This window comes from Pseudomonas fragi, assembly GCF_002269505.1.
GTDB lineage: Bacteria > Pseudomonadota > Gammaproteobacteria > Pseudomonadales > Pseudomonadaceae > Aquipseudomonas > Aquipseudomonas fragi_D.
In genome coordinates this window covers 82441-107888 of the sequence record NZ_NQKQ01000006.1, presented here as the reverse complement: position 1 = coordinate 107888, position 25448 = coordinate 82441, and the positions used below count along the sequence as shown (strand labels likewise).

At 59.0% G+C, this 25448-nt stretch carries 22 protein-coding genes; 14 read left to right on the top strand and 8 right to left on the bottom strand.

What is annotated here, in order from left to right:
• Nucleotides 1-62: 62 nt before the first annotated feature.
• The 4 genes from rpoH to ftsY form a co-directional block, all read right to left on the bottom strand.
• A complete protein-coding gene (gene rpoH, locus CJU81_RS07660) occupies nt 63-917 on the bottom strand; it encodes an RNA polymerase sigma factor RpoH (RefSeq protein WP_004419731.1) in 855 nt (284 codons plus the stop codon).
• Between the two features lie 113 nt (nt 918-1030).
• Nucleotides 1031-2053 carry a permease-like cell division protein FtsX gene (gene ftsX, locus CJU81_RS07655; RefSeq protein WP_083369726.1) on the bottom strand — a complete coding sequence of 341 codons (1023 nt, stop codon included), beginning with the start codon at nt 2051-2053 and terminating at the stop codon, nt 1031-1033.
• A complete protein-coding gene (gene ftsE, locus CJU81_RS07650; protein ID WP_016782600.1) occupies nt 2050-2721 on the bottom strand; it encodes a cell division ATP-binding protein FtsE in 672 nt (223 codons plus the stop codon). The genes ftsX and ftsE overlap by 4 nt, the downstream gene beginning before the upstream one ends.
• Nucleotides 2718-4187, bottom strand: coding sequence for a signal recognition particle-docking protein FtsY (gene ftsY, locus CJU81_RS07645; RefSeq protein ID WP_095036130.1), 1470 nt, complete (start codon nt 4185-4187; stop codon nt 2718-2720). Before ftsY ends, ftsE begins: the two co-directional genes overlap by 4 nt.
• A gap of 356 nt (nt 4188-4543) precedes the next feature.
• On the opposite strand from ftsY, the gene CJU81_RS07640 reads away from it, so the two are divergent.
• The 7 genes from CJU81_RS07640 (at nt 4544) to CJU81_RS07610 (ending at nt 12919) form a co-directional block, all read left to right on the top strand.
• Nucleotides 4544-5896 (top strand): M16 family metallopeptidase, encoded by a 1353-nt coding sequence (locus CJU81_RS07640; protein WP_095036129.1) that lies wholly within the window; start codon nt 4544-4546, stop codon nt 5894-5896.
• Nucleotides 5889-7379, top strand: a complete 1491-nt coding sequence (locus tag CJU81_RS07635; protein WP_095036128.1) for a M16 family metallopeptidase — start codon at nt 5889-5891, stop codon at nt 7377-7379. The genes CJU81_RS07640 and CJU81_RS07635 overlap by 8 nt, the downstream gene beginning before the upstream one ends.
• A complete protein-coding gene (rsmD, locus tag CJU81_RS07630; protein ID WP_095036127.1) occupies nt 7379-7975 on the top strand; it encodes a 16S rRNA (guanine(966)-N(2))-methyltransferase RsmD in 597 nt (198 codons plus the stop codon). Before CJU81_RS07635 ends, rsmD begins: the two co-directional genes overlap by 1 nt.
• A 194-nt stretch (nt 7976-8169) precedes the next feature.
• Nucleotides 8170-9516 carry a M16 family metallopeptidase gene (locus tag CJU81_RS07625; protein WP_095036126.1) on the top strand — a complete coding sequence of 449 codons (1347 nt, stop codon included), beginning with the start codon at nt 8170-8172 and terminating at the stop codon, nt 9514-9516.
• A complete protein-coding gene (locus tag CJU81_RS07620; RefSeq protein WP_176464812.1) occupies nt 9509-10963 on the top strand; it encodes a M16 family metallopeptidase in 1455 nt (484 codons plus the stop codon). The genes CJU81_RS07625 and CJU81_RS07620 overlap by 8 nt, the downstream gene beginning before the upstream one ends.
• Nucleotides 10964-11039: 76 nt before the next feature.
• Nucleotides 11040-12083, top strand: a complete 1044-nt coding sequence (locus CJU81_RS07615) for a hydrolase (RefSeq protein ID WP_095036124.1) — start codon at nt 11040-11042, stop codon at nt 12081-12083.
• Nucleotides 12083-12919 (top strand): AraC family transcriptional regulator, encoded by an 837-nt coding sequence (locus CJU81_RS07610; protein WP_095036123.1) that lies wholly within the window; start codon nt 12083-12085, stop codon nt 12917-12919. The genes CJU81_RS07615 and CJU81_RS07610 overlap by 1 nt, the downstream gene beginning before the upstream one ends.
• A gap of 11 nt (nt 12920-12930) precedes the next feature.
• Here the strand turns inward: CJU81_RS07610 and CJU81_RS07605 are convergent, their stop codons facing one another.
• Both CJU81_RS07605 and CJU81_RS07600 read right to left on the bottom strand, forming a co-directional pair.
• A complete protein-coding gene (locus CJU81_RS07605) occupies nt 12931-13785 on the bottom strand; it encodes a sulfurtransferase (RefSeq protein ID WP_095036122.1) in 855 nt (284 codons plus the stop codon).
• Nucleotides 13786-13815: 30 nt separating this feature from the next.
• The gene (locus CJU81_RS07600; protein WP_095036121.1) at nt 13816-14484 is read right to left on the bottom strand and encodes a TetR/AcrR family transcriptional regulator; all 669 of its coding nucleotides are present in this window, start codon (nt 14482-14484) and stop codon (nt 13816-13818) included.
• A 161-nt stretch (nt 14485-14645) separates the two neighbouring features.
• On the opposite strand from CJU81_RS07600, the gene CJU81_RS07595 reads away from it, so the two are divergent.
• From CJU81_RS07595 to CJU81_RS07575, 5 genes are all read left to right on the top strand, one after another.
• Nucleotides 14646-16076 carry a coniferyl aldehyde dehydrogenase gene (locus CJU81_RS07595; protein ID WP_095036120.1) on the top strand — a complete coding sequence of 477 codons (1431 nt, stop codon included), beginning with the start codon at nt 14646-14648 and terminating at the stop codon, nt 16074-16076.
• Nucleotides 16077-16089: 13 nt separating this feature from the next.
• On the top strand, nt 16090-16635 hold the full coding sequence (locus CJU81_RS07590; protein WP_095036119.1) for a twin-arginine translocation pathway signal protein: 546 nt from the start codon (nt 16090-16092) through the stop codon (nt 16633-16635).
• Between the two features lie 35 nt (nt 16636-16670).
• The gene (locus CJU81_RS07585) at nt 16671-18266 is read left to right on the top strand and encodes a GMC family oxidoreductase (protein WP_095036118.1); all 1596 of its coding nucleotides are present in this window, start codon (nt 16671-16673) and stop codon (nt 18264-18266) included.
• Nucleotides 18267-18381: 115 nt separating this feature from the next.
• A complete protein-coding gene (gene coaD / locus CJU81_RS07580) occupies nt 18382-18864 on the top strand; it encodes a pantetheine-phosphate adenylyltransferase (RefSeq protein ID WP_016782612.1) in 483 nt (160 codons plus the stop codon).
• A 99-nt stretch (nt 18865-18963) separates the two neighbouring features.
• Nucleotides 18964-19215 carry a YfhL family 4Fe-4S dicluster ferredoxin gene (locus CJU81_RS07575; RefSeq protein WP_016782613.1) on the top strand — a complete coding sequence of 84 codons (252 nt, stop codon included), beginning with the start codon at nt 18964-18966 and terminating at the stop codon, nt 19213-19215.
• Nucleotides 19216-19218: 3 nt separating this feature from the next.
• On the opposite strand, the gene mutM is transcribed toward CJU81_RS07575, so the two are convergent.
• Entirely contained in the window at nt 19219-20031 is an 813-nt protein-coding gene (gene mutM, locus CJU81_RS07570) for a bifunctional DNA-formamidopyrimidine glycosylase/DNA-(apurinic or apyrimidinic site) lyase (protein ID WP_095017834.1), read from the bottom strand.
• Nucleotides 20032-20181: 150 nt separating this feature from the next.
• On the opposite strand from mutM, the gene CJU81_RS07565 reads away from it, so the two are divergent.
• Nucleotides 20182-21378, top strand: a complete 1197-nt coding sequence (locus tag CJU81_RS07565; protein ID WP_095027571.1) for a class I SAM-dependent rRNA methyltransferase — start codon at nt 20182-20184, stop codon at nt 21376-21378.
• 60 nt (nt 21379-21438) lie between these two features.
• On the opposite strand, the gene CJU81_RS07560 is transcribed toward CJU81_RS07565, so the two are convergent.
• Entirely contained in the window at nt 21439-23130 is a 1692-nt protein-coding gene (locus tag CJU81_RS07560) for a DUF4153 domain-containing protein (RefSeq protein ID WP_095036117.1), read from the bottom strand.
• 381 nt (nt 23131-23511) lie between these two features.
• On the opposite strand from CJU81_RS07560, the gene ilvD reads away from it, so the two are divergent.
• A complete protein-coding gene (ilvD, locus tag CJU81_RS07555; RefSeq protein WP_095036116.1) occupies nt 23512-25359 on the top strand; it encodes a dihydroxy-acid dehydratase in 1848 nt (615 codons plus the stop codon).
• Nucleotides 25360-25448: the final 89 nt, after the last annotated feature.

Genomic DNA, 25448 nt, shown 5'->3' with positions numbered 1-25448 from the left:
CGCTCGAACAGCACAAACAAAAACGCCCCGATCAGATCGGGGCGTTTGTTTGTCGGGCCGGATTAAGCGGCAATCGACAGTTTGAGCTTGTTCATCGCGCTTTTTTCTAGCTGACGAATCCGCTCTGCAGACACGTTGTACTTCTGTGCCAAGTCGTGCAGCGTGGCTTTTTCTTCAGCCAACCAGCGCTGATACAGAATGTCACGGCTGCGGTCGTCCAGCACTTCCAGCGCTTCGTGCAGGTTGCTGGTGGAGTTATCGGTCCAGTCAGCATCTTCCAGTTGGCGCGCCGGGTCGTACCGGTGGTCTTCCAGGTAGTTGGCTGGCGACTGGAACGCACTGTCGTCGTCAGCTTCGGCTGCCGGGTCGAACGCCATGTCATGACCGGTCAGGCGGCTTTCCATCTCGCGCACTTCGCGAGGCTCTACACCGAGGCTTTCAGCCACACGATGAACTTCGTCGTTGTTCAGCCAGGCCAGACGTTTTTTCTGGCTGCGCAGGTTGAAGAACAGTTTGCGCTGAGCCTTGGTGGTCGCAACTTTCACGATCCGCCAGTTACGCAGGATGAACTCGTGGATCTCTGCCTTGATCCAGTGCACCGCGAAAGACACCAGACGTACACCCATTTCAGGGTTGAAGCGTTTGACCGCCTTCATCAGGCCGACGTTGCCTTCCTGGATCAGGTCAGCCTGAGCCAGGCCATAACCCGAATAACTACGGGCAATGTGTACAACAAAACGCAGGTGGGCGAGCACCATCTGCCGAGCCGCCCCCAAATCCTGCTCATAGTAGAGACTCTCGGCCAGTTCACGCTCCTGCTCCGGTGTCAGCAATGGGATGCTGTTCACCGTATTGACATAGGCCTCTAGGTTCGCACCAGGGACCAACGCATACGCAGGTTGCAAAGAAGTGGTCATACGAAAAAACCTCCGTCTCACATAACTCGTGCAGTTCAGCACTGCGAAAGTTGACCGGAAACCTGGAAAAAAGTTCCCAAAAAAAGCTGAAAAGGTCAACAGGTGTAAAGACACTACTTGGGCGAAAGCTCACGTAAGTGACGCGCTACTGCAATCCATGCACCGATATACCCTAACAGCACCGCGCCAAGCAAGAGAGACAGACCATCGGCTACCGGCACACCCGCCAGGGCAAAATTGCTGCCGTACAAGCCAGCCAATCCCACCACTGCGTCGTTGAGCCAGTTCAGGCCGAACGCCAACACGCCCCAGGACAATACTCCCGCACCAAAACCATAAAGCGCACCCATATAAAGAAAGGGCCTGCGCACATAGCTGTCAGTACCACCGACCAGCTTGATGACTTCGATTTCGATACGACGGTTTTCGATATGCAAACGAATCGTATTACCGATAACCAACAGCAAAGCCGATACCAGCAACACAGTCAAGCCAAACACAAAACGGTCACCCAATTTCAGGATGGCCGCCAAGCGCTCGACCCAGACTAGATCAAGTTGCGCCTGTTGCACTTTTGGCAACTGCGCAAGGCGCTCGCGAAGGGCCTCCAGGGTGGCTTTATCGACCTCGGCCGGGGTGACCAGCACCACGCCAGGCAACGGGTTGTCGGGTAGCTCTTTAAGCGCTTCGCCCAGCCCTGACTGCTGCTGGAACTCTTCAAGGGCTTTTTCACGGCTGATAAATTCAGCGTCAGCGACCCCTGCCATACCTTTTATCTGATCGCTGAGATTTTCACCCTGCTCGCTGCTGGCATCCATCTGCAGATACAGCGAAATCTGTGCCGCACGCTGCCAGGAACCTCCCAGGCGCTCGACGTTGTTAAGCAACAACGACAGGCCCATAGGCAGGCTCAAGGCAACCGCCATCACCAGGCAGGTGAAAAAACTGCCAATCGGCTGTTTGCCAAGGCGCTTGAGGCTGTCGAGCAAACTCGCACGGTGGGCCTCAACCCAGGCGTGAAACAACATGGCAAAGGTCGGGCCATCGTCATCATCGTGTTTTTTCTTCGGTGGCTGCGGGTCGGCAGCCTTGGGCGCTACGCGTTCGGACACTTTGGGGCTGCGGGTGGCACTCATTGCGCGGCCTCCCCGTCACCGATCAGGCGCCCGCGCTGCAAGGTCAGCATGCGATGGCGCATACGTGCGATCAGTGCCAGGTCATGGCTGGCAATCAGTACGCTGGTGCCCAAACGGTTGATGTCTTCAAATACGCCCATGATTTCCGCCGCCAGACGCGGGTCGAGGTTACCGGTGGGTTCATCGGCCAGCAGCAATGCCGGGCGATGCACGATAGCGCGGGCAATGCCGACGCGCTGTTGCTGACCTGTGGACAAGTCACCCGGGTACAGATCGGTCTTGTCCGACAGCGCTACGCGCTCCAGCGCCGAATCGACACGCTTGGCGACTTCAGCCTTGGACAGCCCGAGGATTTGCAACGGCAAGGCGACGTTGTTGAACACCGTGCGATCAAACAGCAACTGGTGATTCTGGAAAACCACACCGATCTGACGACGCAAAAAAGGGATCTGCGCGTTGCTGATCTGGCCCAGGTCCTGCCCTGCCAACAGCAATTTGCCGCTGGTCGGGCGTTCCATCGCCAGCAACAGGCGCAACAGCGTGCTTTTGCCTGCGCCGGAGTGGCCGGTCACAAAGAGGAATTCGCCTCGACGGACCCGAAAGCTCAGCTCGTGCAGGCCCACGTGTCCATTTGGATAGCGCTTACCGACCTGCTCGAAACGAATCATGGACGCTCCCGCTCCGCAAACAGAGCCTGGACAAAGGGTTCGGACTCAAAATCACGCAAATCATCGATGCCTTCACCCACACCGATATAGCGGATCGGGATGTTGAATTGCTTGGCCAGGGCGAAAATCACTCCGCCTTTGGCCGTACCATCCAGCTTGGTCAGCGCCAGGCCTGTGAGGGCAACGGTCTGATCAAATTGCTTGGTCTGGCTGATGGCGTTCTGCCCGGTACCGGCATCCAGCACCAGCAGCACTTCGTGAGGAGCGTCTTCGTCGAGTTTGCCCATGACCCGGCGAACTTTCTTGAGCTCTTCCATCAGGTTGTCTTTGGTGTGCAGGCGACCGGCGGTATCCGCGATCAGAACATCGATACCTCGGGCCTTGGCAGCTTGCACGGCATCAAAAATCACCGACGCAGAATCTGCACCCGTGTGCTGGGCAATCACCGGGATATGGTTGCGTTCGCCCCACACCTGCAACTGCTCAACGGCAGCGGCGCGGAAGGTATCACCGGCCGCCAGCATGACTTTCTTGCCTTCAAGCTGCAGTTTTTTCGCGAGCTTGCCAATGGTGGTGGTTTTACCCGCACCGTTGACGCCCACCACCAAAATCACGAATGGCTTGTTTTTCGACTCGATTTTCAGCGGCTGTTCAACCGGCTTGAGCATGGCCGCCAGCTCTTCCTGCAGCGACTTGTACAGTGCGTCGGCATCGGTCAGTTGCTTGCGGGCGACTTTCTGCGTCAGGTTCTTGATGATCACCGAGGTCGCTTCAACACCTACGTCCGCAGTCAGCAGACGGGTTTCGATCTCTTCGAGCAGATCGTCATCAATGGCTTTTTTGCCCAGGAACAGGCTGGCCATACCTTCGCCGATGCTGGCACTGGTCTTGGACAGGCCTTGCTTGAGACGGGCGAAAAAGCCGGTTTTAGCCTCGGGAGCCGCAACCGGGGCGGGAGCCGGGGCCTCGACCACCGGGGCAGGCGCAGCCACCACAGGCTCAGGGGCGGGTACGACCACAGGTGCGACGACGGCAACTGGCTCTGGCTCTGGCTCTGGCTCTGGCTCTGGCTCTGGCTCAACAACAGTTTCGATCGTTTCCGGCACTGCAACCACGGGCTCAGGCTCAGGCTCAGGGATCGGCGGCACGATATGCGGTGCTTGCACATCCTCGACCAGCGCTACCGGCTCTTCGGCAACGGGCAACGGCGGCCAGGGGGCAGGCTCGGCGGCAATATGCGGTTCAGGGGCCGGCTCAACAACGGGCTCGACGCTCACTACAACCACTTCAGGCACAGCCTCGACGACCACCGGGGTGGCCTCAATCAGCGGCTCGGGGGCGACTTCGGGCGCAGGCGCGGGCTGTTCCACGACGGTTTCCTGCGGCTTTCTGCGCAGCCATCCGAACAGGCCTTTTTTCTCGCCAGCCGCAGCTGGGTTCTTCTTGTCGTCGTTGGAACCAAACATGGAGGACGGCTATCTCATCGTAGCGGCGCGCCACTGTGGCGCCCCGGCAAATAATATTCGGTGTGAAACAGACTGTAATTTTTTCAGCTTGTTCGCACGCAACTGTGTTCAGAGGGTAAAACACACCTCGTAAACTTCGTCTTAACTCGGGTCTGTCACGGGAAAGTCGGCAAAAATGCGAAATTTACCGGTATACATCCACACTTCCAAGCGGGCTTCTATACTGCCAGATCAAACGTCGTCTGATCGTCAAAGGCCTGATAGGCGTGGCCGCCAGTAAAACGGATCAGTATCCTAGCACCTCCTCACCTGCAGACGCTAAGGCCGAGCAGGTAGCCCAACAGGTTAAAAAATCAATGAATCTAGCCCGCCGCGCTGCTGGCCTGTTGCTCAGCACAGTTTTACTTCCGCTTTCGGCCCTGGCGGCCGAACCGCAGCCTACCCACGAGTTCCGCCTGGACAATGGCCTGAAAGTCATTGTGCGCGAAGATCATCGCGCCCCCGTGGTGGTCTCCCAGGTCTGGTACAAAGTAGGTTCCAGCTACGAAACACCCGGCAAGACCGGCCTGTCCCACGCCCTTGAGCATATGATGTTCAAGGGCAGCAACAAGGTTGGCCCCGGCGAAGCCTCGTTGATCCTGCGCGACCTTGGCGCCCAGGAAAACGCCTTCACCAGCGACGACTACACCGCCTATTATCAGGTACTGGCCCGCGACCGTCTGGGCGTGGCTTTTGAACTTGAGGCCGATCGCATGGCCAGCCTTCGCTTGCCGCCTGAAGAGTTCAAGCGCGAGATCGAAGTCATCAAGGAAGAGCGCCGCCTGCGTACCGACGACCAGCCCATGAGCAAAGCCTATGAGCTGTTCAGCGCAATGGCCTTCCCCTCCAGTGGCTACCACACCCCGACTATCGGCTGGATGGTGGACCTGGAGCGCATGAGCGTTGGCGAACTGCGCGCATGGTACGAAGAGTGGTACGCCCCCAACAACGCCACTTTGGTGGTGGTGGGTGATGTCACCCCGGACGAAGTCAAAGCCTTGGCCCAGCGCTATTTTGGCCCGGTTGCCAAGCGCGATATCCCTGTCGCCAAAATCCCGCTGGAACTGCCTGCCCCTGGCGAGCGTCTGCTCAAGATCCATGTGCAAACCCAACTGCCGAGCCTGATGCTGGGCTTCAACGTGCCAAGCATTGCCACGGCCAAAGACCCTGTCACCGCCAATGCCCTGCGCCTGATTTCCGCGCTGCTGGATGGCGGTTACAGCGCACGCATGCCAACGCAACTGGAACGTGGTGAAGAACTGGTCTCCGGCGCATCGTCCAGCTACAACGCGTTCACCCGTGGCGACAGCCTGTTCATGCTTTCGGCTATGCCCAACAGCCAGAAGAAAATCACCATGGCCCAGGCCGATGCCGGCTTGTGGCGCTTGCTCGACGATTTGAAAAAGACCCCGCCTACCCCTGAGGAGCTGGAACGCGTGCGCGCCCAAGTGATCGCCGGCCTGGTTTACGAGCGCGACTCGATCACCAGTCAGGCCACTTCGATCGGCCAACTGGAAACCGTCGGCCTGTCCTGGAAACTGATGGACTCGGAGCTGGCTGATCTGCAAAAGGTCACCCCGGCCGATATCCAGCAAGCCGCCCGCACCTATTTCACTCGCGACCGTCTGAGCGTTGCGCACGTACTGCCCGAGGAGAAAACCCATGAGTGAGCGTAAAGCCCCCCGCTTCGCCCTGCTCGGTCTGAGCGCCGCCATCCTGGTCGGTGCACTCGGCTACTTTTTAACCAACCCTGAGCAATCTGTTGCCAGCCAGGCGCTGGACCAGGCCAAGAGCGAGCACAAGCTCCAGTCCCTGGCCGAACTGGACGGCAAGGCTCCAAGCCACCGTGCATTGAACGTGCAAACCTGGAAAACCGCCGAAGGCTCGAAAGTACTGTTCGTCGAAGCCCGACAACTGCCGATGTTCGACTTGCGCCTGACCTTCGCCGCCGGCAGCAGCCAGGACGAAAACACCCCCGGCCTGGCCCTGCTGACCAACGCCATGCTCAACGAAGGTGTCGCGGGTAAGGATGTAGGTGCCATCGCCCAGGGCTTTGAAGGCCTGGGCGCGGACTTCGGCAATGGCGCTTATCGCGACATGGCCGTGGCCTCGCTGCGCAGCCTGAGCGATGTGGATAAACGCACACCGGCGCTCAACCTGTTTGCCGAGGTGGTAGGCAAGCCGACCTTCCCGGCCGACTCGCTGGCACGGATCAAAAACCAGTTGCTGGCCAGCTTCGAGTTCCAGAAACAGAACCCCGGCAAACTGGCCAGCGACGAACTGTTCAAGCGCCTGTACGGCAACCACCCGTATGCACACGCCAGTGATGGCAATGCTCAAAGCATCGCCTCGATCACCATTGACCAGCTCAAGGCCTTCCACAACAAGGCCTACACCGCAGGCAACGCCGTGATCGCGATCGTTGGCGACCTGTCCCGTGCTGAAGCCGAGGCCATTGCAGCCCAGGTGTCCGCCGCGCTGCCCAAAGGCCCGGCAGTGGCCAAGACCGTGCAGCCGAGCGAGCCCAAGTCGGGTGAAACCCACATCGAGTTCCCGTCAAAGCAGACCCACCTGCTGCTGTCGCAACTGGGCATCGACCGTGACGACCCCGACTATGCCGCATTGGCGCTGGGCAACAGCATCCTTGGCGGTGGCGGTTTCGGTACCCGCTTGATGACTGAAGTCCGTGAAAAACGCGGCCTGACCTACGGTGTGTACTCCGGCTTCAGCCCGATGCAGGCTCGCGGCCCGTTCATGATCAACCTGCAAACCCGTGCCGAACTGAGCGAAGGGACGCTCAAACTGGTGCAAGACATTTTGGCCGACTACCTGAAAAATGGTCCGACGCAAAAAGAACTCGACGATGCCAAGCGTGAACTGGCTGGCAGCTTCCCGCTGTCCACTGCCAGCAACGCCGCCATCGTCGGCCAACTTGGCGCAATGGGCTTTTATGATTTGCCCCTGGATTACCTGGAAACCTTCATGCAGAAGTCCCAGGACCTGACCACCGAACAGGTCAAGGACGCCATGAACAAGCACCTGAGCGCCGACAAAATGGTCGTAGTGACCGCCGGCCCAACCGTGCCGCAAAAACCACTGCCACCTCCTACCGACAAACCTTCAGAGCAACCTCTTGGGGTTCCGGAGCATTAATGGCAAAGCCAAAAAACACATCGCACTCGGGTGCGGGACAGTTACGCATCATTGGCGGGGAATGGCGCAGCCGCAAGCTGGACTTCCCCCATGTAGAGGGCCTGCGCCCTACGCCCGATCGCGTGCGTGAAACCCTGTTCAACTGGTTGGCTCCGCACATCGGCGGCGCCAGGGTACTGGACGTCTTCGCCGGCAGCGGCGCGCTGTTCCTTGAGGCCATGTCCCGTGGCGCAGCCAAGGGCGTGGCACTGGACAGCAACCGCGATGCGATTTCCAACATCCGCGAGAACATGGGCATCCTGCGCTGCACCGTCGGCGAAGTGCAGCAAACTGACGCCTTGCGTTATCTGGACGCCACGCCGAACGAAACCTTTGACGTGGTCTTCCTCGACCCGCCGTTCAACAAGGACCTGCTCAAGCCTGCCTGTGATTTGCTCGAACAGCGCGGCTGGCTGACCGAAGACGCCTGGGTCTACACCGAAAGCGAGTTGCGTCCGTCCGAACTGGGTTTACCTGCCAACTGGCGCCTGCACCGCGAGCAAAAAGCGGGGGGCGTGAACTACGCCCTGTGGCAACGCGAAGCAACACAAGCCTGACGAACATGTAGTCGCTGCCGCAGGCTGCGATCGAGACCGAGGGGGTCGCTTTTTCAAAAGCGAAGGTCTTTCGGTCCTTATCGCAGCCTGCGGCAGCGACTACAGATTTGTATGGCGCAACATATCTATGTACCGCCCGCCTCCCCCCTCCCAAGCCCAATCTGTTCTGACGATCAATAGTCAGGACACCCACCATGAAACGCCCACTTGCCGGGCTGGCTCTCGGCTTTATGTTGCAACCGCTGATGGCCCTGGCCAGCAGCGAAGCCACGACCCAGCAGTTCACCCTGGATAACGGCCTCAAGGTCATCATTCACGAAGACCACCGCGCCGCCGTAGTCCATTCGCAGCTCTGGTACCGGGTCGGCTCGAACTATGAGCCACCAGGCCAGTCCGGGTTGTCCCACGCCCTTGAACATATGATTTTCAAAGGCAGCAGCAAACTCTGCGCGATGGAATCCGATCATATATTTCAGAGCCTTGGCATCACGGACAATGCAGCCACACAAAGTGACGCCACCATTTTCTTTCAGACTGTGCCCCCCCACGCGCTGGCGGTTGCACTTGAAGTGATGGCAGACCAGATGAGTACTGCACTTCTGCCTGCCGCTCATTGGGAGGGAGAGCGCGAAATCATCAAAAACGAACGCATCGAAAACATCGACAACAACCCGCAACAACGCGCACTTGAGCTATCTCGCAGCATGGCATTCCCTGCCAGTGCCTCAGGCAGCCCGGTCATCGGCTGGATGCACGACCTTGAACGCATGCACATTGATGAGCTCAAGCACTGGTATCAAAGCTGGTATGCGCCCAATAACGCCACGCTGATCATCGTCGGAGATGTCGATGCAGAGCAGGTCAAGGCGCTGGCAACACGTTACTTCGGCCCGATTGACCGCCGCGACTTGCCTGCGATCAAACCCCCGCTCGAACTGCCGGCTGCGGGTGAGCGCACCATCATCCAGTACATCGAGCATCAAACACCCGGTTTGACCATGATGTTCAATGTGCCCAGTTTAAGTACCCAAACCGATTTGCGTACGGCCCCGGCACTGGAACTGCTCAGCGAGTTGCTCGGTGGCGGTGACAGCTCCGCACTCAAGAGCAGATTGTTGCGCACAGAAGAGCTTCTGGTTGCTGTTGACTCGCACTACAGCGGTATTAGCCGTGGTGATGAAGTGCTCAGTATTTCCGCCATCCTCAACCTTGAAAAACTCAGGCCGCTAACTGAGGTTCAAGAGCGGATCCTGGCCGTGATCGACTCGTTGAAACACACGCCCCCTTCAACCGTCGACCTTGAGCGCGCACGTACGCGGATCATTGCCCGTCATGTTTTCAGCCGTGATGACCTGCAAAATCTGGCCCTGTATTTCGGCGAACTGGACATCGCCGGGCTGTCGTCGGAGCAGGACGACCATCGCATGCAGATCCTCAAAGCAATCACTCCCGAAGATATCCAGTACACGGCTAAAACCTTCCTGACCCGTGACCGCCTGACCGTCAGTCATGTACTGCCCAAGGAGACTCGCCATGAATAAGCCACATTATTTCGCCGCCGGGCGCTCCTTGTACGTCACCCTGCTACTGCTCATCCTTGTTGCCGGCAGCGGACAAACCCGTGCAACAGAACCGCCAGCACGGCTGCAATCGCTGCTGGAGTTGAGTCCTCCCGCGCCAGGCACACGTTTGCCGACAATCAAGGCATGGAAGCTGGCTCAAAACACCAAGGTACTGTTTGTCCAGAACCACACCTTGCCCATAATCGATGTGCAGATCAGCTTTGCCGCAGGCAGCAATCAGGATGGAGACGCCCCGGGGCTGGCGGCGATGGTACTGAGCCTGTTCAACGAAGGCTCGGCACTCAGAGATGCCAATGCACTGGCCAAGGGCTTTGATCATTTAGGCGTGTCGCTGGGTAACGGCATCAACAGAGAACAAAGCTTCTTCACTTTGCGCAGCTTAAGCGCCCCGCACATTCGTGAAGCCGCCATGCAATTGTTCACCGAAATGCTCGCCCAACCGGGCTTCACCGTCGAAGGCCAGCGGCGGGTCAAAAATGAATTGCTCACCAAGCTCAAAAAAAATCGTGAAGCCCCGTACATACTCGCTCGAGAGCTGATTTACAGCGAACTTTACCCAGGACAACCCCATGCCCGCCCGGAGTACGGCACGGCCAAGAGTCTTGAGCACATTGATGATGCACAACTCAAGGCCTACTACCGTCGCGCCTACACGGCTGCCAACGCGAAGATCGAGATTGTCGGCGACCTGACCCTGCAACAGGCGCAGATTCTCAGCCGAACACTGGCCAATGCCTTGCCCGTCGGCCCTGCACTGCCTGGCACTCAAGCAGAACCTGCCCCGTCAACCAGCGGCAAAACGCTGCATATCGAACATGAAGCGACCCATACCCTGCTGATGCTGGCTCAAGATGCCCTGCCCAATCAGCACCCTGACGGGCTCGCCATTCGTGCCGGGCATTATGTTTTCAGTCAGATCCTCAATGCACAGTTAAGAGAAGCTCACAGCGTCACCTATGGTGTGCTGTCGGAAATACCCCATGCGCAGGGCTCAACGCCCTGGATCATCAACCTCAACACGCCGTCGCGTTACAGCCAAAGTGCCCTGGCCCACATCAAAGCGCTGTTTACCCGGTTTTTGGAAGACGGGCCCAGCGAAGCAGAACTGGACGACATTAAACAGTACCTGCTGCGGGCTCTGCCACAGCTCACGGCCAGCAATCTGGAAATGCGCAGCGAACTGTCCATCATCAACCGTTTTAGCCAACCGCTGACCTTCGGCTACAAAAACCAGCAGATTCAGGCCATGACCCGTGAACAGATAAAAACGGCGATGAACCGTCACTTCACGGCTGACGGCTGGGTCAGCGTGACTGTCGGGCCCAGTGTCGGCCAACAGCCCCTGCCGGACGTCATGGTGCCAGAAACGACGGTGGCTCAAAGTTGTCTGCCCGCGATCAGATAACCCTGTCACCCACACGCAACACTTGGGTACCGGGCCCTGATGTGGCAATTTAGAAACCCGCCGTACCTGTCTCCCGATGAGAACCACCGTGCCTTTTTCAGCCAGTCATGCTTTACCCCTCAAGCCGTTTACCCCGGCCAAGGGTCTGGGCAACCCCCATGTCCAGACCCTATGGGGGCCGTTGTGGCGCACCAAGCCTGCCATTGAACATCGACGTGAACGTATCTGGCTCAAGGATGGCGATTTTCTTGACCTGGACTGGCACGGCACGCCTTCGGCCCACGCCCCGGTTGTGCTGGTGCTGCACGGTCTGACCGGGTCATCGGGCTCGCACTATGTGCTGGGGCTGCAGACCGCCCTCGCCGCACGCGGCTGGACCAGCGCCGCACTGAACTGGCGAGGCTGCTCGGGCGAGCCCAATTTGCTGGCACGCAGCTACCACTCGGGGGCCAGCGAAGATCTGGCCGAGGCCGTGGCCCATATACGCGCCGCACATCCCCTGGCCCCGCTGTATGCCGTTGGCTATTCGTTGGGGGGCAATGTGCTACTCAAGTACCTGGGCGAAAGTGGAAGCGACAGCGGGCTGCACGGCGCCGTCGCGGTGTCGGTGCCGTTCCGCCTTGACCAGTGTGCCGACCGGATCGGCCTGGGCTTTTCCAGGGTCTACCAAGCCCACTTCATGCGCGAGATGCTGGCCTACGTCAAAGACAAGAAACAACGGTTCCAGCTCGATGCCCAGCACGAAGGTCTGGCCAGCCTGACCAAGCTGGGCTCGGTCAAAGCCCTCAGCAAAATGCGCACTTTCTGGGAGTTCGATGATCGCGTAACGGCCCCCCTCAACGGCTATCTGAATGTCGATGACTACTACCGGCGCGCCTCCAGTCGCTACTTTCTGGGAGCCATCGATACGCCGACACTGATTATCCAGTCCACGGACGATCCGTTTGTGTTCAAGCACAGCATTCCCGAAACCAGCGAGCTATCGCCCTGCACTCAACTGGAGTTGCACGCCAGGGGCGGGCATGTCGGCTTTCTGGAAGGCTCGCCAACGAAGCCGGGCTACTACCTTGAGCGACGTATCCCGCAATGGCTGGCCGCACTGCGGCTTGAGTCTGCGTAATGGACGCCCAGCAGGGTGAGTCGATCCGCTTCTGGCAAACACCGCCCCTGACGGGTGTGGAGTTGCTGACAGCACGCTATATCGAACACCGCTTCGTGCCTCATGTGCATGATGGCTTTGTAATCGGCATGATTATCGAAGGCGCCCAGCGTTATCGGTATCGCGGCGCCGAGCATCTGGCCGCTACCGGCACGCTGGTGCTGATCAACCCGGACGAAGTCCACAACGGTCACAAGGGCCATGATGCAGGTTGGCGCTACCGTGCTTTCTACCCGGATAACACGCAAATTCAGCAGTTGCTGGAAGAACTGGAACTGCCCGCCAGTCACTTGCCGACCTTCAATGACACATTGCTGTACGACTGCGATCTGTTTCGCGGGTTGTTCCAGTTACATCAATTGCTCGAAGGGCCGGAGACTGCACTGCAGCAGCAAACCGCATGGCGCCAGATGATGCTTGCCCTGCTCAATCGCCATGCCCGTCTTCCGCTGCCAGCCAAGCCCGGAGTCGAACACCGCGCCGTGAGCCGGGCCAAGGAAGTACTGCAAGCCCGGCTGGCAGAGCCCCCTTCACTGGAAGAGCTTGCCGCAACGGTCAATTTGTCGCCATTCCACTTTGCCCGCGTATTTCAACGAGCGACAGGCATGCCGCCGCACACCTGGCTGATGCAGCAGCGCATCGCCCATGCCCGGGCCTTACTGCAACAGGGCTGCTTGCCATTAGAGGTGGCGACGCAATTGGGCTTTGCCGACCAGAGCCACCTGAACCGACAATTCAAGAAAGTCTATGGTGTTGGCCCCGGTGCATACCGGTTGGCCAGTGCCGGTATCCCTTAGTGTCAACTGGCTCAATCGCCAGTAGCAATGCCTCGCGCCGGATCATTGATCCACTCGCTCCACGAGCCCGCATAAAGCTTGCCCAGCGGATAACCCGCCAAACCCAGTGCAAACAGGTTGTGGCACGCCGTCACGCCGGAGCCGCAATAGGCCACCAATTCTTCGGGGGAGCGGCCGGCCAGTTTTTCGGCAAAGCGCTGTTTGAGCTGCGCCGCAGGCAAAAAGCGCCCGGTAGGATCCAGGTTTTCACTGAAGGCGGCACATTGCGCGCCGGGAATATGCCCGGCGATCGGGTCAATCGGCTCGACCTCACCTCGAAAACGCGGCTGGGCACGGGCATCGATCAGGGTCAGCCCCGGCCTGGCCAGGCGCTTTTGCAATTGCTCGGCACTCAGCAGCATATGGCTGTCGGGTTTGCCTACGAAAGTGCCACGCAAGGTCGGGGACGCATCCAGGCTCAGAGGGAAGCCCGCGCCATGCCAGGCCTTTAGGCCGCCGTCCAGGATAAACACGCCGTCGCGCTTGCCCAGCCAGGTCAGCAACCACCAGGCCCGTGCCGCAAAAGCACCCGGGCCATCGTCATACAGCACCACATCACTGTCGGCATTGATGCCCCAGGCCTGCAGACGCTCAACCAGAATACCCGGGTCGGGCAATGGATGACGGCCAGTAACACCCTTGATCACTGGCCCGCTCAGGTCGCGTTCCAGATCGGCAAACTGCGCGCCGGCAATATGCCCTTCGGCATAGCTGCATCGGCCGTAGTCCGGATCTTCAAGGGCAAAGCGGCAATCCAGAATAACCAGGCCGGGCTGCCCCTGACGTTCATTCAGGGCTTGGGGGCTGATCAGTTGCGCAACGGGCATAGTGAACTCCTGTGAGGGGGTGAAATGCAGTTATTGAGCGTACAGCGCATGTTCCAGAGGGACGTAGTATTCCTTGATCAATTCATCGACGGCTTCGCGAGCCTGCTCGGTGACAAAGCCTGACTCAAGCACCAGCAACTGATAAACCCCGCGCTTGATTGCCTGTTCGCTGAGTTGCTCGCTGTTCTCACGCGTGGTGCACAAAAATCCGACCCACGAGGTAAGAATGATCCACGCATTCAGGCTCAGGGATTCAATTTGCCGTGGGGTCATGCACAAGATTTCAGCGTCGACAAAACCGGCATAGATGGCCTGCGCCTGCGTCAGGCAATGCTGGGAAAAGCGTCGATAGCGGATAGCCAACTCGGTGTCACTGTGCAAAAGATGTTCGATATCACGATACAAAAAACGGTAACGCCACATGGCATCCAGCAATTGCTGCAAGTAATGGCGCTTGTCGGCAACGGTGGGCAAACGACCCGCTGGCGGGTGTAAAAACCCCGCTACCAGTGCTTCATACTCACTGAACAAGACCGAGATAATCGCCTGCTTGTTAGGGAAGTGGTAATACAAATTGCCCGGCGAAATTTCCATGTGGGCCGCAATGTGGTTGGTGCTGACACTGCGTTCACCCAGCTGGTTAAAAAGCTCCAGGCTGCTATTGGCGATGCGCTGGCTGGTTTTTAGTCGTATGGCCATGGGCTTGCGCTTAAATTAAAAACGAAAGGCATCTTACGGCCTAACCTTGAATCGATAAACAACACGGGGGCAAGCCTGCAATTGACAAGTTAGAGCATAGGCTCTAAAAACAATATTGCTCTCCTACGATAAAAATCGATAAAAACCCGCCTGGAGCGACCATGTCTGTCGACAGTACGCACGTTCACGACGCCTCGCCCCAACCGGGTGAGCTCCATTCCCTGCTCGACACGCAGCGTCAGGCGTACGCTTCTCATCCATGTCCGCCCCTTGCACAGCGCCAGCAATGGCTAAAAAGCCTGCGCCAGTTGCTGAGCCGCGAGCGCGAAGTTCTGATCGACGCCATCAGCCAGGATTTCAGCCACCGCAGCCCCGATGAAACCCTTTTTGCCGAACTGATGCCGTGCCTGCACAGCATCGATTACACCCTCAAGCACCTTAAGCGCTGGATGAAACCTTCGCCACGCAACGTAGGCATGATGTTCGCGCCCGCCAGTGCCAAAGTGGTTTACCAGCCGTTGGGGGTCATCGGGATTATCGTGCCGTGGAACTACCCGCTGTATCTGGCTATCGGTCCATTGATAGGCGCGCTGGCTGCCGGTAACAGGGTCATGCTCAAGCTCAGCGAGTACACCCCCGCCACCGGCCGTTTGCTCAAGGACCTGCTGGGGCGCATTTTCCCCGAAGACATGGTCGCCGTGGTGCTGGGCGAAGCCGATGTGGCAGTGGCGTTTTCCGCCCTGGCGTTTGATCACCTGCTATTCACCGGCTCCACCCAAGTGGGCAAACAGGTCATGCGTGCGGCGTCAGAAAACCTGACCCCCGTCACCTTGGAACTGGGCGGTAAATCTCCCGTAATAGTGTCAGCCGATGTACCGCTTAAAGATGCGGCCCAGCGCATTGCCTGGGGCAAAACACTGAATGCGGGGCAAACCTGTATCGCCCCGGACTACGTACTGGTGCCCCGTGACCGGGTAGACGGCTTTGTCGAAGCTTACCGCCAGGCGGTCCACAGTTTTTATCCCACCTTGATTGATAACCCGGATTACACCGCGATCATCAACGACCGTCAGCTAGCGCGCCTTGAGCGGCTGCAGGCCGACGCAACGCTAAAGGGCGCACGCCTGATCCCTCTGTATGAGCAAGGCCAGGGTCGGCGCATGCCCCACGCCCTGGTGCTGGATGTAAACGACGACATGCAGGTCATGCAGGACGAAATCTTCGGCCCGCTGCTACCCGTTGTGGCCTATACCCAACTTGAGCAAGCATTGGCTTACATCAACGCCAGACCTCGCCCCTTGGCGCTTTACTACTTTGGCTACAACAAGGCTGAACAACAGCACGTCATCCAGCACACTCACTCCGGCGGTGTAAGCATCAACGAAACACTGCTGCACGTGGCCATCGACGACCTGCCTTTCGGTGGCGTCGGGCTCTCAGGCATGGGCCATTATCATGGCCACGAAGGCTTTTTGACCTTTAGCAAAGCCAAGGGCGTACTTAGCAAACAACGCCTGAACAGCTCGCTGATGATCTACCCGCCATACAGCCGACAACTGGTACGCCTGATCCAGAAGCTGTTTATCCGCTAGCGGAGCCTTGGCCATGCCTGCAAACACTGTCGAAAACGCCCTGCTTTCGCGTCGCGGGGTCTTGAAGGTCGGCGCAGTTGCCAGTGCGTTTCTGGCCACTGCTGGTGTGGGTGCCAGTCTTGGTGGCTGTTCAGCCAGCAGCAGCGCCCGCGGGTTCTCGGTTCTGCGCAGCAGTGACCTGCCGTTTTTACGGGCGTTGATCCCGGTCATGCTCGCTGGCAGTGTGGCCGATGGCTCAATGCCCGTTGCAACGAAGGCCACGCTGAGCAAAGTGGACGACAACCTCAATCACCTGTCGCCCGCACTGCTGACCCTGACCCGACAACTGTTCGACGTACTGGCCATGCCGGTAACACGCGGGCCGTTGACCGGTGTATGGGGGCGCTGGGAAAACGCCAGCCCCGAGCAGACTCAGGCATTCCTGCAGCGCTGGAAAAATAGCAGCCTGAGCCTGCTGAAAATGGGCCACGGCTCGCTGGTGCAGTTGGTGATGATGAGCTGGTACGAATGCCCGCAATCGTGGGCTGCGTGCGGGTATCCCGGCCCGCCGAACCTATAAAAAACCAAATCCCACACTCATTTTGAGTACTGCGTATGCCCGTACCCGATCCGTTCCGAGAAGGCCTGGCCCGAGGCTGGAAAACCCATGACGGCTCCCGGCTCGACAGCGACCTGACCCTGGAGGCTGACGTTGCCATTGTCGGCAGCGGGGCAGGCGGCGGCACTACAGCAGAAATCCTCAGCGCTGCGGGTTACAAGGTATTGCTGATCGAAGAGGGGCCGCTCAAGACCAGCAGCGATTTCAAACTTCTCGAAAACGAAGCCTATGCCAGCCTGTATCAGGAAGGCGTAGGGCGCATGAGCAAAGACGGCGCCATCAGCATTCTGCAGGGCCGGGCAGTGGGCGGCACCACCCTGGTCAATTGGACCTCAAGCTTTCGCACGCCTGCGCCAACCCTGGAGCACTGGGCCCGCGAACACAACGTGGTGGGGCACAGCGAAGCGCAAATGGCACCGTGGTTCGAGCAAATGGAGCAGCGCCTCGGCGTAGCGCCCTGGCAGATCCCGCCCAACGCCAACAACGAAGTGATCCGTAACGGCTGCGAAAAGCTCGGTTACAGCTGGCACGTGATCCCGCGCAATGTTCGCGGCTGCTGGAACCTGGGCTATTGCGGCATGGGCTGCCCCACCAACGCCAAGCAATCGATGCTGGTCACGACCATTCCCGCCACGCTCGAAAAAGGCGGCGAGCTGCTGTACCTGGCGCGCGCCTGGCGGCTGAAGATTAGTGGCGACCAGGTCACCGGGCTGGAATGCCAGGCCATGGACAGCAACTGCGTAGCACCCAATGGCCACACGATAACGGTCAAGGCCCGGCACTACGTACTGGCAGGCGGCGGTATCAATACACCCGCCCTGCTGATGCGCTCCGACGCACCCGACCCGCACAAACGACTGGGCAAACGGACGTTTCTACATCTGGTCAACTTCTCGGCGGCGCAATTTCCGACCGCCATCAATCCTTTTTATGGTGCGCCACAATCGATTTACTCCGATCACTTTCAATGGAAAGACGGCGTCACCGGCCCCTTGGGCTACAAATTGGAAGTACCACCGCTGCACCCGGCACTGGCTGCGACCTTGTTTGCAGGGTTTGGCCATGGCAGTGCCGAAATAATGGCTCGGCTGCCCGACACCCATATGATGCTGGCGCTGATGCGCGACGGTTTTCACCCCGATAGCCCCGGCGGAACGGTCGAGTTACGCAGCGACGACAGCCCGGTACTCGATTACAACCTCACTCCCTACGGGTGGGAGGGGCTCAAGCGGGCTTTCCACAGCATGGCCGAGATCCAGTTTGCAGCAGGCGCCAGTGCGGTCATGCCGTTGCACAGCGATGCCCGCTACATGACCGGGCTGCGTGAAACCCGTGACCGGATCGACAATTTGAGCCTTGAGTTGTACAGAACACGCCTGGCCAGTGCCCACGTAATGGGTGGATGTGCAATGGGGGAAAATTCGCAAATGGCTGTCACCGATAGCCTAGGCCGTCATCATCAATTACGTAACGTATCCCTGCATGACGGCTCTTTATTCCCCACCAGCATTGGCGCCAACCCACAGTTGTCGGTATATGGACTGACGGCAAAACTCGCCACATGCTTGGCCGAACGCCTTAAAAATTCATGAAAAAGCAGTTATTTCGTCGCGTCTATAGTGCTTTCTTCTGCGAATGGCGACTTGGCCGACCGGGAATGCTGCGATACCATCCGACTCCCCAACGGATTCCCGCCAGGACGACGCGATGAACCGAGTGTTGTACCCAGGTACATTCGACCCTATTACCAAGGGCCATGGCGATCTGGTCGAACGCGCTTCGCGCCTGTTCGATCATGTGATCATTGCTGTCGCTGCCAGCACCAAGAAAAACCCGCTATTCCCTTTGGAACAGCGTGTGGAGCTGGCTCGTGAAGTCACCAAACACCTGCCCAATGTTGAGGTGGTCGGTTTCTCGACGCTGCTCGCGCACTTTGCCAAAGAACAGAATGCCAATGTGTTCCTGCGCGGCCTGCGTGCCGTGTCGGATTTCGAATACGAGTTTCAACTGGCGAACATGAATCGCCAATTGGCCCCCGATGTCGAGAGCCTGTTCCTCACGCCGTCAGAGCGTTATTCGTTTATATCGTCGACATTGGTGCGAGAAATCGCGGCGTTAGGCGGCGATATCACCAAGTTTGTGCACCCGGTTGTGGCCGACGCCCTGACCGAGCGTTTTCGCAAGAAATAACCACTGAAGCGGCGTCCGCGTGCACTGCGGGCGCCAATGCGGCACAATTGGCGCATTCGATTTCAGTTGCCCGGGCCGAGCGCCCCGGCCGGAGTACCCATGTCCCTGATCATCACCGACGATTGCATTAACTGCGACGTCTGCGAACCCGAGTGTCCGAACGCCGCCATTTCCCAGGGTGAAGAGATCTACGTGATCGACCCCAACCTGTGCACCCAATGCGTTGGCCATTACGATGAGCCGCAATGCCAGCAGGTGTGCCCGGTTGACTGCATCCCGCTGGATGAAGCCCACCCGGAAACCGAAGAACAGCTGATGGAAAAGTACCGGGCGATTACTGGCAAGGCCTGACAGCTAGGTCTGGCAGCGCGGGCAAAACACGCTCGCACGCTGGCCCAGCTTGACGTCACGCAGTTCAGTGCCGCAAATCTTGCACGGTTCATACCCGCGACCGTACACAAACAGCTCCTGCTGAAAGTAACCGGGCTGGCCGTCGCCGCCAATAAAGTCGCGCAACGTGGTACCGCCGCGTTCGATGGCGGCCGCCAGAATCCGCTTGATCTCAATCGCCAGCTTTAAATACCGTGCCCGGGAAATACTCCCGGCAGCGCGACGCGGATCAATGCCGGCGGCAAACAGCGCTTCGGTTGCATAAATATTACCCACGCCCACCACCACGGCGTTGTCCATGATGAACGGCTTGACCGCCATCGAACGTTTGCGCGACAGCTGGAACAAACGCTCGCCATCAAACAGGTCGGTCAACGGCTCCGGGCCCAGACGCACCAGCAATTCGTGGTTCAGCGGGTCAAGGCTCCAGAGCATCGCCCCGAACCGGCGCGGGTCGGTGTAACGCAGGGCCAGCCCGGATTCCAGCTCGATATCCACATGCTCGTGCTTGGCCGCAGGCAATCCGGCTTCCACCAACCGCAGATTGCCCGACATGCCCAAGTGGCTGATCAGCGTCCCGACTTCAGCATTGATCAGCAGGTACTTGGCCCTGCGCTCCACCAACACGATACGCTGCCCCGACAACCGCACGTCGAGGTCCTCAGGGATCGGCCAACGCAAACGGCGCTCGCGCACAATCACCCGACTGACCCGCTGCCCTTCAAGGTGCGGGGCGATGCCACGGCGGGTGGTTTCGACTTCAGGTAATTCAGGCATGGGGGCTCCGTACTCTGGAATAGCTGGCAATTCTAACGGAAATTTCTGCGCCACTGGCTCCGTGATCCGACGCAATGCGGTGAATCAGCTAAGCCTCATGGTTGCGTCTAAGGCTATAATCGCGCCCTTTTCAATACCCGGAGCGACGTCATGTCCCTGCCAAGCCTGCGCCTTAAAGCCAATGCCGATCGACGCCTGCGCGCCGGCCACTTGTGGGTCTACAGCAACGAAATCGATGTAGCCGCCACACCGCTGAACGGTTTTAAGGCCGGCGACCAAGCGGTACTCGAAACCGCCGGCGGCAAGCCGCTGGGCATCGTTGCCATGAGCCCCAACAACCTGATCTGTGCACGCTTGCTGTCGCGCGACATCAAGCTGCCACTGGACAAGTCGCTGCTGGTACATCGCCTCAACGTGGCCCTGTCCCTGCGCGAGCGCCTGTTCGACAAGCCTTACTACCGCCTGGTCTACGGCGATTCCGACCTGATGCCGGGCCTGGTGGTTGATCGTTTCGGCGACATTCTGGTGGTTCAACTGGCCTCGGCCACCATGGAGCATCACAAAGACGACGTGATCGCAGCCCTGGTGCAAGTGATCAAGCCAAGCGGCATCCTGTTCAAGAACGACTCGGCTGCCCGTGATGCCGAAGGCCTTGAGCGCTACGTTGAAACCGTATTCGGCCTGGTGCCGGAGTGGGTTTCGCTGGAAGAGAACGGCGTCAAATTCGAAGCACCTGTGATCGCCGGGCAAAAAACCGGTTGGTTCTACGACCACCGCATGAACCGTGCCCGCCTGGCTCCGTACGTCAAGGGCAAGCGCGTACTGGATCTGTACAGCTACATCGGCGGTTGGGGCATTCAGGCCGGTGCTTTCGGCGCCAGCGAAGTGTTCTGTGTGGACGCCTCGTCCTTCGCCCTTGACGGCGTTGAACGTAACGCAGCACTGAACGGCTTTGCCGAGAAAGTCACCTGCATGGAAGGCGACGTGTTTGAAGCTCTCAAGGAGCTCAAGGCCAACGAAGAGCGTTTCGACGTGATCGTGGCCGACCCGCCGGCATTCATCAAACGCAAAAAAGACCTGAAAAACGGTGAAGGTGCGTACCGCCGCCTGAACGAGCAAGCCATGCGCCTGCTCAACAAGGACGGCATTCTGGTTAGCGCATCGTGCTCGATGCACCTGCCCGAAGACGACCTGCAAAACATCCTGCTGACCAGCGCCCGCCATCTGGACCGCAACATGCAGTTGCTGGAACGCGGCGGCCAGGGCCCGGACCACCCGGTGCACCCGGCCATCCCGGAAACACGCTACATCAAGAGCATCACCTGCCGCTTGCTGCCTAACAGCTAAGTAAGGCGGGTATCGCCCCGTAACAGCTGCCGAGGAACGAAGGTAGCTGTTACGGGGGGCTCAAGGCTTGCGAGGCTTCTCCAGCCTCGGCGTCAGCTCAACCTCGCCTATCTGCAATGACTGATAACTCGGTTTCACCACCTTCACATTGCCTTGGCGGATTTTCTCGATCAGTTCCAGCGCGCTCTCATCACCCGCATAAGTCCCGGCTCGCCGCCATTGGCCCTGAGCATCACGCTTGAAGAAGTGCAACGGCTCGGACCACTTGTTCTTGGGTAATTGCAGCACCTCCGGCTGCCCGTCCTGATCCAGATCCACGGCCCACAGGGCGCAACCTGGCGCCAGGCACAGCTGCCCGTCAAACGCCTTGTCCTCAAACTGCTCACTGCCCTCGACCTTGGGCCCGATCCATTCCAGCAGCCGCTCGGACCCTCTGGGGCCATTGCCCGTACCTGCTTCCTTGAGACGTTTCAACAAGTCTTGCCGTTCCGGCCCCGTCAATACCACTCCTTGCTCGACTTGCGCCAACAGCTCGTCATACGCCTGCTTGCCCTGTGGCCCCAGACGATTGCGCAGGGTGTCCGCATCAAAGGTATCCACCGCAGTCTTGCCACTCAGCAGACGCTGCACCTGATTGTTCGCACTCAACTTGAGGGGGCTGAACCACGGCGTATGCAACCCCAGCAACACCACCACGCACAGCAGCGCAATCAACGGATTACTGGTACGCAAGCTACCCAGCCAGACAGCCCTGGTGGCGAACACCGCCCAAACCGCCGCCAGGCTGTGAACAAAAATCACCAGCACCAGCACCATGGCCAGGATCCGCGACGGAGTCAGGCCGTACTGCTCGATACGCAGCCAGGTCGAATAACCCGCCAAGACCACCAGTACCGGCAAACACAACAGGCACAAGTCAATTACCCGCACCAGCCAGGCCGGATAACCGCTGCCCTGGCTGCCATCCTGAAATACGCCATTGAGCAAAAACAGACTGACCGCCACCAGCCACAACATGATCGGCGTCGAATAACCGGTATCCCAGGTCGGCTCCAGCCCGGTAAAGGGCAAGGCGAAAGTGAACACAATGACAATCAGCGCACTCAACGGCAGCAGAAAGCGGCACAGCGCCAGCAACACCCCGCGCAGTTGGCCGACAACCCGCTCTTTTTCGCGGCCCATATGCACGCCCAGAGCAAACACCATCGCCGAGCTGACGCAGATAAACCCATCGGTTGCGAACAGCTTGTTGAGCGCAACGATGCCGAGCATCTTGAACAGCCCGCCCCACAACAACAGCAATGCCCAGAACACCCCGTTCAACAGCAGGCCCAGCATGACGATAAACACCGTGTCCCAGGCATGGCGGAACAGGTCTTCGTAGCGTGGGTAGCGCCCCTCACGCGTCGGCCAGCTCAGCATAAAAACCGTGCACACATAAGTAACGACTACGGCAAAGAAGGTCCAACTGCCCACCAACCAACTGCCTGAGCGCCAATACTCATCGCCATCCCAAAAGACCCAGGCACTGATTGCCGTCATGACGGCCGTAAGCCCGAACACCAGCCATACAGTGCCGCGCTGACGTATACTCTCACCCAGCAGCAGCAGGTTGATGCCGCCCACCAGTACTGCAGTTATCAGCCCATAATGGACTCCCGGCTCGTCTATGGCTGTGCCCAGCCATAGCAACAGCCCTTGCACCAGACCGATGACCAGATACGTTTTGACGGATCGCTCTAGCGTCAGCATTTGCACCCCTCACCAAAAAACCAATCACACACTATTGCTTGATTCCCATTAAATGTTCTTGCCACTTCTCAAAAATAGTTCTTTCCCACACTAAAGCAGATCCTGCCTTACTAGAACTTATTGCCCAATGCCCCTTCAAGAGTCGTTCATTTGTACCTTGGCGTAACAGTCAGGCCCATTCCCTCCCGCCGCCAGCCGTGTAGAATCGACCTATTCATCGCCAATCATCCCCGGCGGGTTTATGAGCTCAGGCCCAGACGCGCGGCGATCCCGCAGCGTTCAAGGCAGCTTTCGGACACGTGGTCATTTTCTGTGTAGTCCCTCAGTCATTAGAAGCTCACTTCCCTGTTTGTTACCTGATTAGCCGCCCGGAGTTGTTCCATGCCTGACTATCGTTCGAAAACCTCCACCCACGGCCGCAACATGGCCGGCGCCCGCGCTTTGTGGCGCGCCACGGGGATGAAAGATGCCGACTTTAAAAAGCCGATCATCGCCATTGCCAACTCCTTTACCCAGTTCGTACCGGGCCACGTCCACCTCAAGGACATGGGCCAGCTGGTTGCCCGCGAGATTGAGCGCGCTGGCGGCGTTGCCAAAGAATTCAACACCATTGCCGTAGACGACGGCATCGCCATGGGCCATGACGGCATGCTGTATTCGCTGCCAAGCCGCGAGATCATCGCCGACTCCGTCGAGTACATGGTCAACGCCCACTGTGCCGACGCCATTGTGTGCATTTCCAACTGCGACAAGATCACCCCGGGCATGCTGATGGCCTCCCTGCGCCTCAACATTCCGGTGATTTTCGTTTCGGGCGGGCCGATGGAAGCGGGCAAAACCAAACTCGCCAGCCACGGTCTGGATCTGGTTGACGCCATGGTCATCGCCGCCGACTCCAGCGCTTCTGACGAGAAGGTTGCCGAGTACGAGCGCAGCGCTTGCCCGACGTGCGGTTCGTGCTCCGGCATGTTCACCGCCAACTCGATGAACTGCCTGACCGAAGCCCTGGGCCTGGCCCTGCCGGGCAATGGCTCGGCTCTGGCCACCCACAGCGACCGCGAGCAACTGTTCCTGCAAGCCGGTCGCACCATCGTCGACCTGTGCCGCCAGTACTACGTCGAGAATGACGAGTCGGTTCTGCCGCGCAACATTGCCAACTTCAAGGCATTTGAAAACGCCATGACGCTGGACATCGCCATGGGCGGCTCGACCAACACCATCCTGCACTTGCTGGCCGCCGCCCAGGAAGCCGAGATCGATTTCGACCTGAAAGACATCGACCGCCTGTCGCGCCACGTGCCACAGCTGTGCAAAGTGGCGCCGAACATTCAGAAGTACCATATGGAAGACGTGCACCGCGCCGGCGGCATTTTCTCCATTCTCGGTTCCCTGGCCCGCGGCGGCCTGCTGCACACCGACCTGCCGACCGTTCACAGCAAGACCCTGGCCGAAGGCATCGCCAAATGGGACATCACCCAGACTGACGACGAAGCCGTGCACACGTTCTTCCGTGCAGGCCCGGCCGGTATTCCGACGCAGACAGCATTCAGCCAGTCGACCCGCTGGGACACCCTCGACGACGACCGTGAAAACGGCTGTATCCGTAGCGTCGAACACGCCTATTCGCAGGAAGGCGGCCTGGCCGTGCTTTACGGCAACATCGCGCTGGATGGCTGCGTGGTTAAAACTGCGGGCGTCGACGAGTCGATCCACGTGTTCGAAGGCAACGCCAAGATCTTTGAAAGCCAGGACAGTGCCGTGCGCGGCATTCTGGCGGACGAAGTACAAGCCGGCGACATCGTGATCATCCGTTACGAAGGCCCGAAAGGCGGCCCGGGCATGCAGGAAATGCTCTACCCGACCTCATACCTGAAATCCAAAGGCCTGGGCAAAGCCTGTGCGCTGCTCACCGACGGTCGTTTCTCGGGCGGTACTTCGGGCCTGTCCATCGGTCATGCTTCACCGGAAGCAGCCGCTGGTGGCGCGATTGGCCTGGTGCAGGACGGCGACAAAGTGCTGATCGACATTCCGAACCGTTCGATCAACCTGCTGGTCAGCGACGAAGAGCTGGCGACACGCCGCGCCGCGCAAGACAAGAAAGGCTGGAAGCCGGTAGAAGTGCGTCCGCGTAAAGTCACCACGGCCCTCAAGGCCTACGCCTTGCTGGCCACCAGCGCCGACAAGGGTGCGGTGCGTGACAAAGCATTGCTGGACAAGCTGGTGCCGTAAGCCACCCTGCAACAACAAAAATCCCGGCCAGGTGCCGGGATTTTTTATGGGCAACATAACCACCCCTGTGGGAGCGAGCTTGCCCGCTC

Excerpts from the sequence above, each read along its gene's own strand:
- rpoH (WP_004419731.1), bottom strand. The coding sequence starts at position 917 with ATGACCACTTCTTTGCAACCTGCGTATGCGTTGGTCCCTGGTGCGAAC.
- ftsX (WP_083369726.1), bottom strand. The coding sequence starts at position 2,053 with ATGAGTGCCACCCGCAGCCCCAAAGTGTCCGAACGCGTAGCGCCCAAG.
- ftsE (WP_016782600.1), bottom strand. The coding sequence starts at position 2,721 with ATGATTCGTTTCGAGCAGGTCGGTAAGCGCTATCCAAATGGACACGTG.
- ftsY (WP_095036130.1), bottom strand. The coding sequence starts at position 4,187 with ATGTTTGGTTCCAACGACGACAAGAAGAACCCAGCTGCGGCTGGCGAG.
- CJU81_RS07640 (WP_095036129.1), top strand. The coding sequence starts at position 4,544 with ATGAATCTAGCCCGCCGCGCTGCTGGCCTGTTGCTCAGCACAGTTTTA.
- CJU81_RS07635 (WP_095036128.1), top strand. The coding sequence starts at position 5,889 with ATGAGTGAGCGTAAAGCCCCCCGCTTCGCCCTGCTCGGTCTGAGCGCC.
- rsmD (WP_095036127.1), top strand. The coding sequence starts at position 7,379 with ATGGCAAAGCCAAAAAACACATCGCACTCGGGTGCGGGACAGTTACGC.
- CJU81_RS07625 (WP_095036126.1), top strand. The coding sequence starts at position 8,170 with ATGAAACGCCCACTTGCCGGGCTGGCTCTCGGCTTTATGTTGCAACCG.
- CJU81_RS07620 (WP_176464812.1), top strand. The coding sequence starts at position 9,509 with ATGAATAAGCCACATTATTTCGCCGCCGGGCGCTCCTTGTACGTCACC.
- CJU81_RS07615 (WP_095036124.1), top strand. The coding sequence starts at position 11,040 with ATGAGAACCACCGTGCCTTTTTCAGCCAGTCATGCTTTACCCCTCAAG.
- CJU81_RS07610 (WP_095036123.1), top strand. The coding sequence starts at position 12,083 with ATGGACGCCCAGCAGGGTGAGTCGATCCGCTTCTGGCAAACACCGCCC.
- CJU81_RS07605 (WP_095036122.1), bottom strand. The coding sequence starts at position 13,785 with ATGCCCGTTGCGCAACTGATCAGCCCCCAAGCCCTGAATGAACGTCAG.
- CJU81_RS07600 (WP_095036121.1), bottom strand. The coding sequence starts at position 14,484 with ATGGCCATACGACTAAAAACCAGCCAGCGCATCGCCAATAGCAGCCTG.
- CJU81_RS07595 (WP_095036120.1), top strand. The coding sequence starts at position 14,646 with ATGTCTGTCGACAGTACGCACGTTCACGACGCCTCGCCCCAACCGGGT.
- CJU81_RS07590 (WP_095036119.1), top strand. The coding sequence starts at position 16,090 with ATGCCTGCAAACACTGTCGAAAACGCCCTGCTTTCGCGTCGCGGGGTC.
- CJU81_RS07585 (WP_095036118.1), top strand. The coding sequence starts at position 16,671 with ATGCCCGTACCCGATCCGTTCCGAGAAGGCCTGGCCCGAGGCTGGAAA.
- coaD (WP_016782612.1), top strand. The coding sequence starts at position 18,382 with ATGAACCGAGTGTTGTACCCAGGTACATTCGACCCTATTACCAAGGGC.
- CJU81_RS07575 (WP_016782613.1), top strand. The coding sequence starts at position 18,964 with ATGTCCCTGATCATCACCGACGATTGCATTAACTGCGACGTCTGCGAA.
- mutM (WP_095017834.1), bottom strand. The coding sequence starts at position 20,031 with ATGCCTGAATTACCTGAAGTCGAAACCACCCGCCGTGGCATCGCCCCG.
- CJU81_RS07565 (WP_095027571.1), top strand. The coding sequence starts at position 20,182 with ATGTCCCTGCCAAGCCTGCGCCTTAAAGCCAATGCCGATCGACGCCTG.
- CJU81_RS07560 (WP_095036117.1), bottom strand. The coding sequence starts at position 23,130 with ATGCTGACGCTAGAGCGATCCGTCAAAACGTATCTGGTCATCGGTCTG.
- ilvD (WP_095036116.1), top strand. The coding sequence starts at position 23,512 with ATGCCTGACTATCGTTCGAAAACCTCCACCCACGGCCGCAACATGGCC.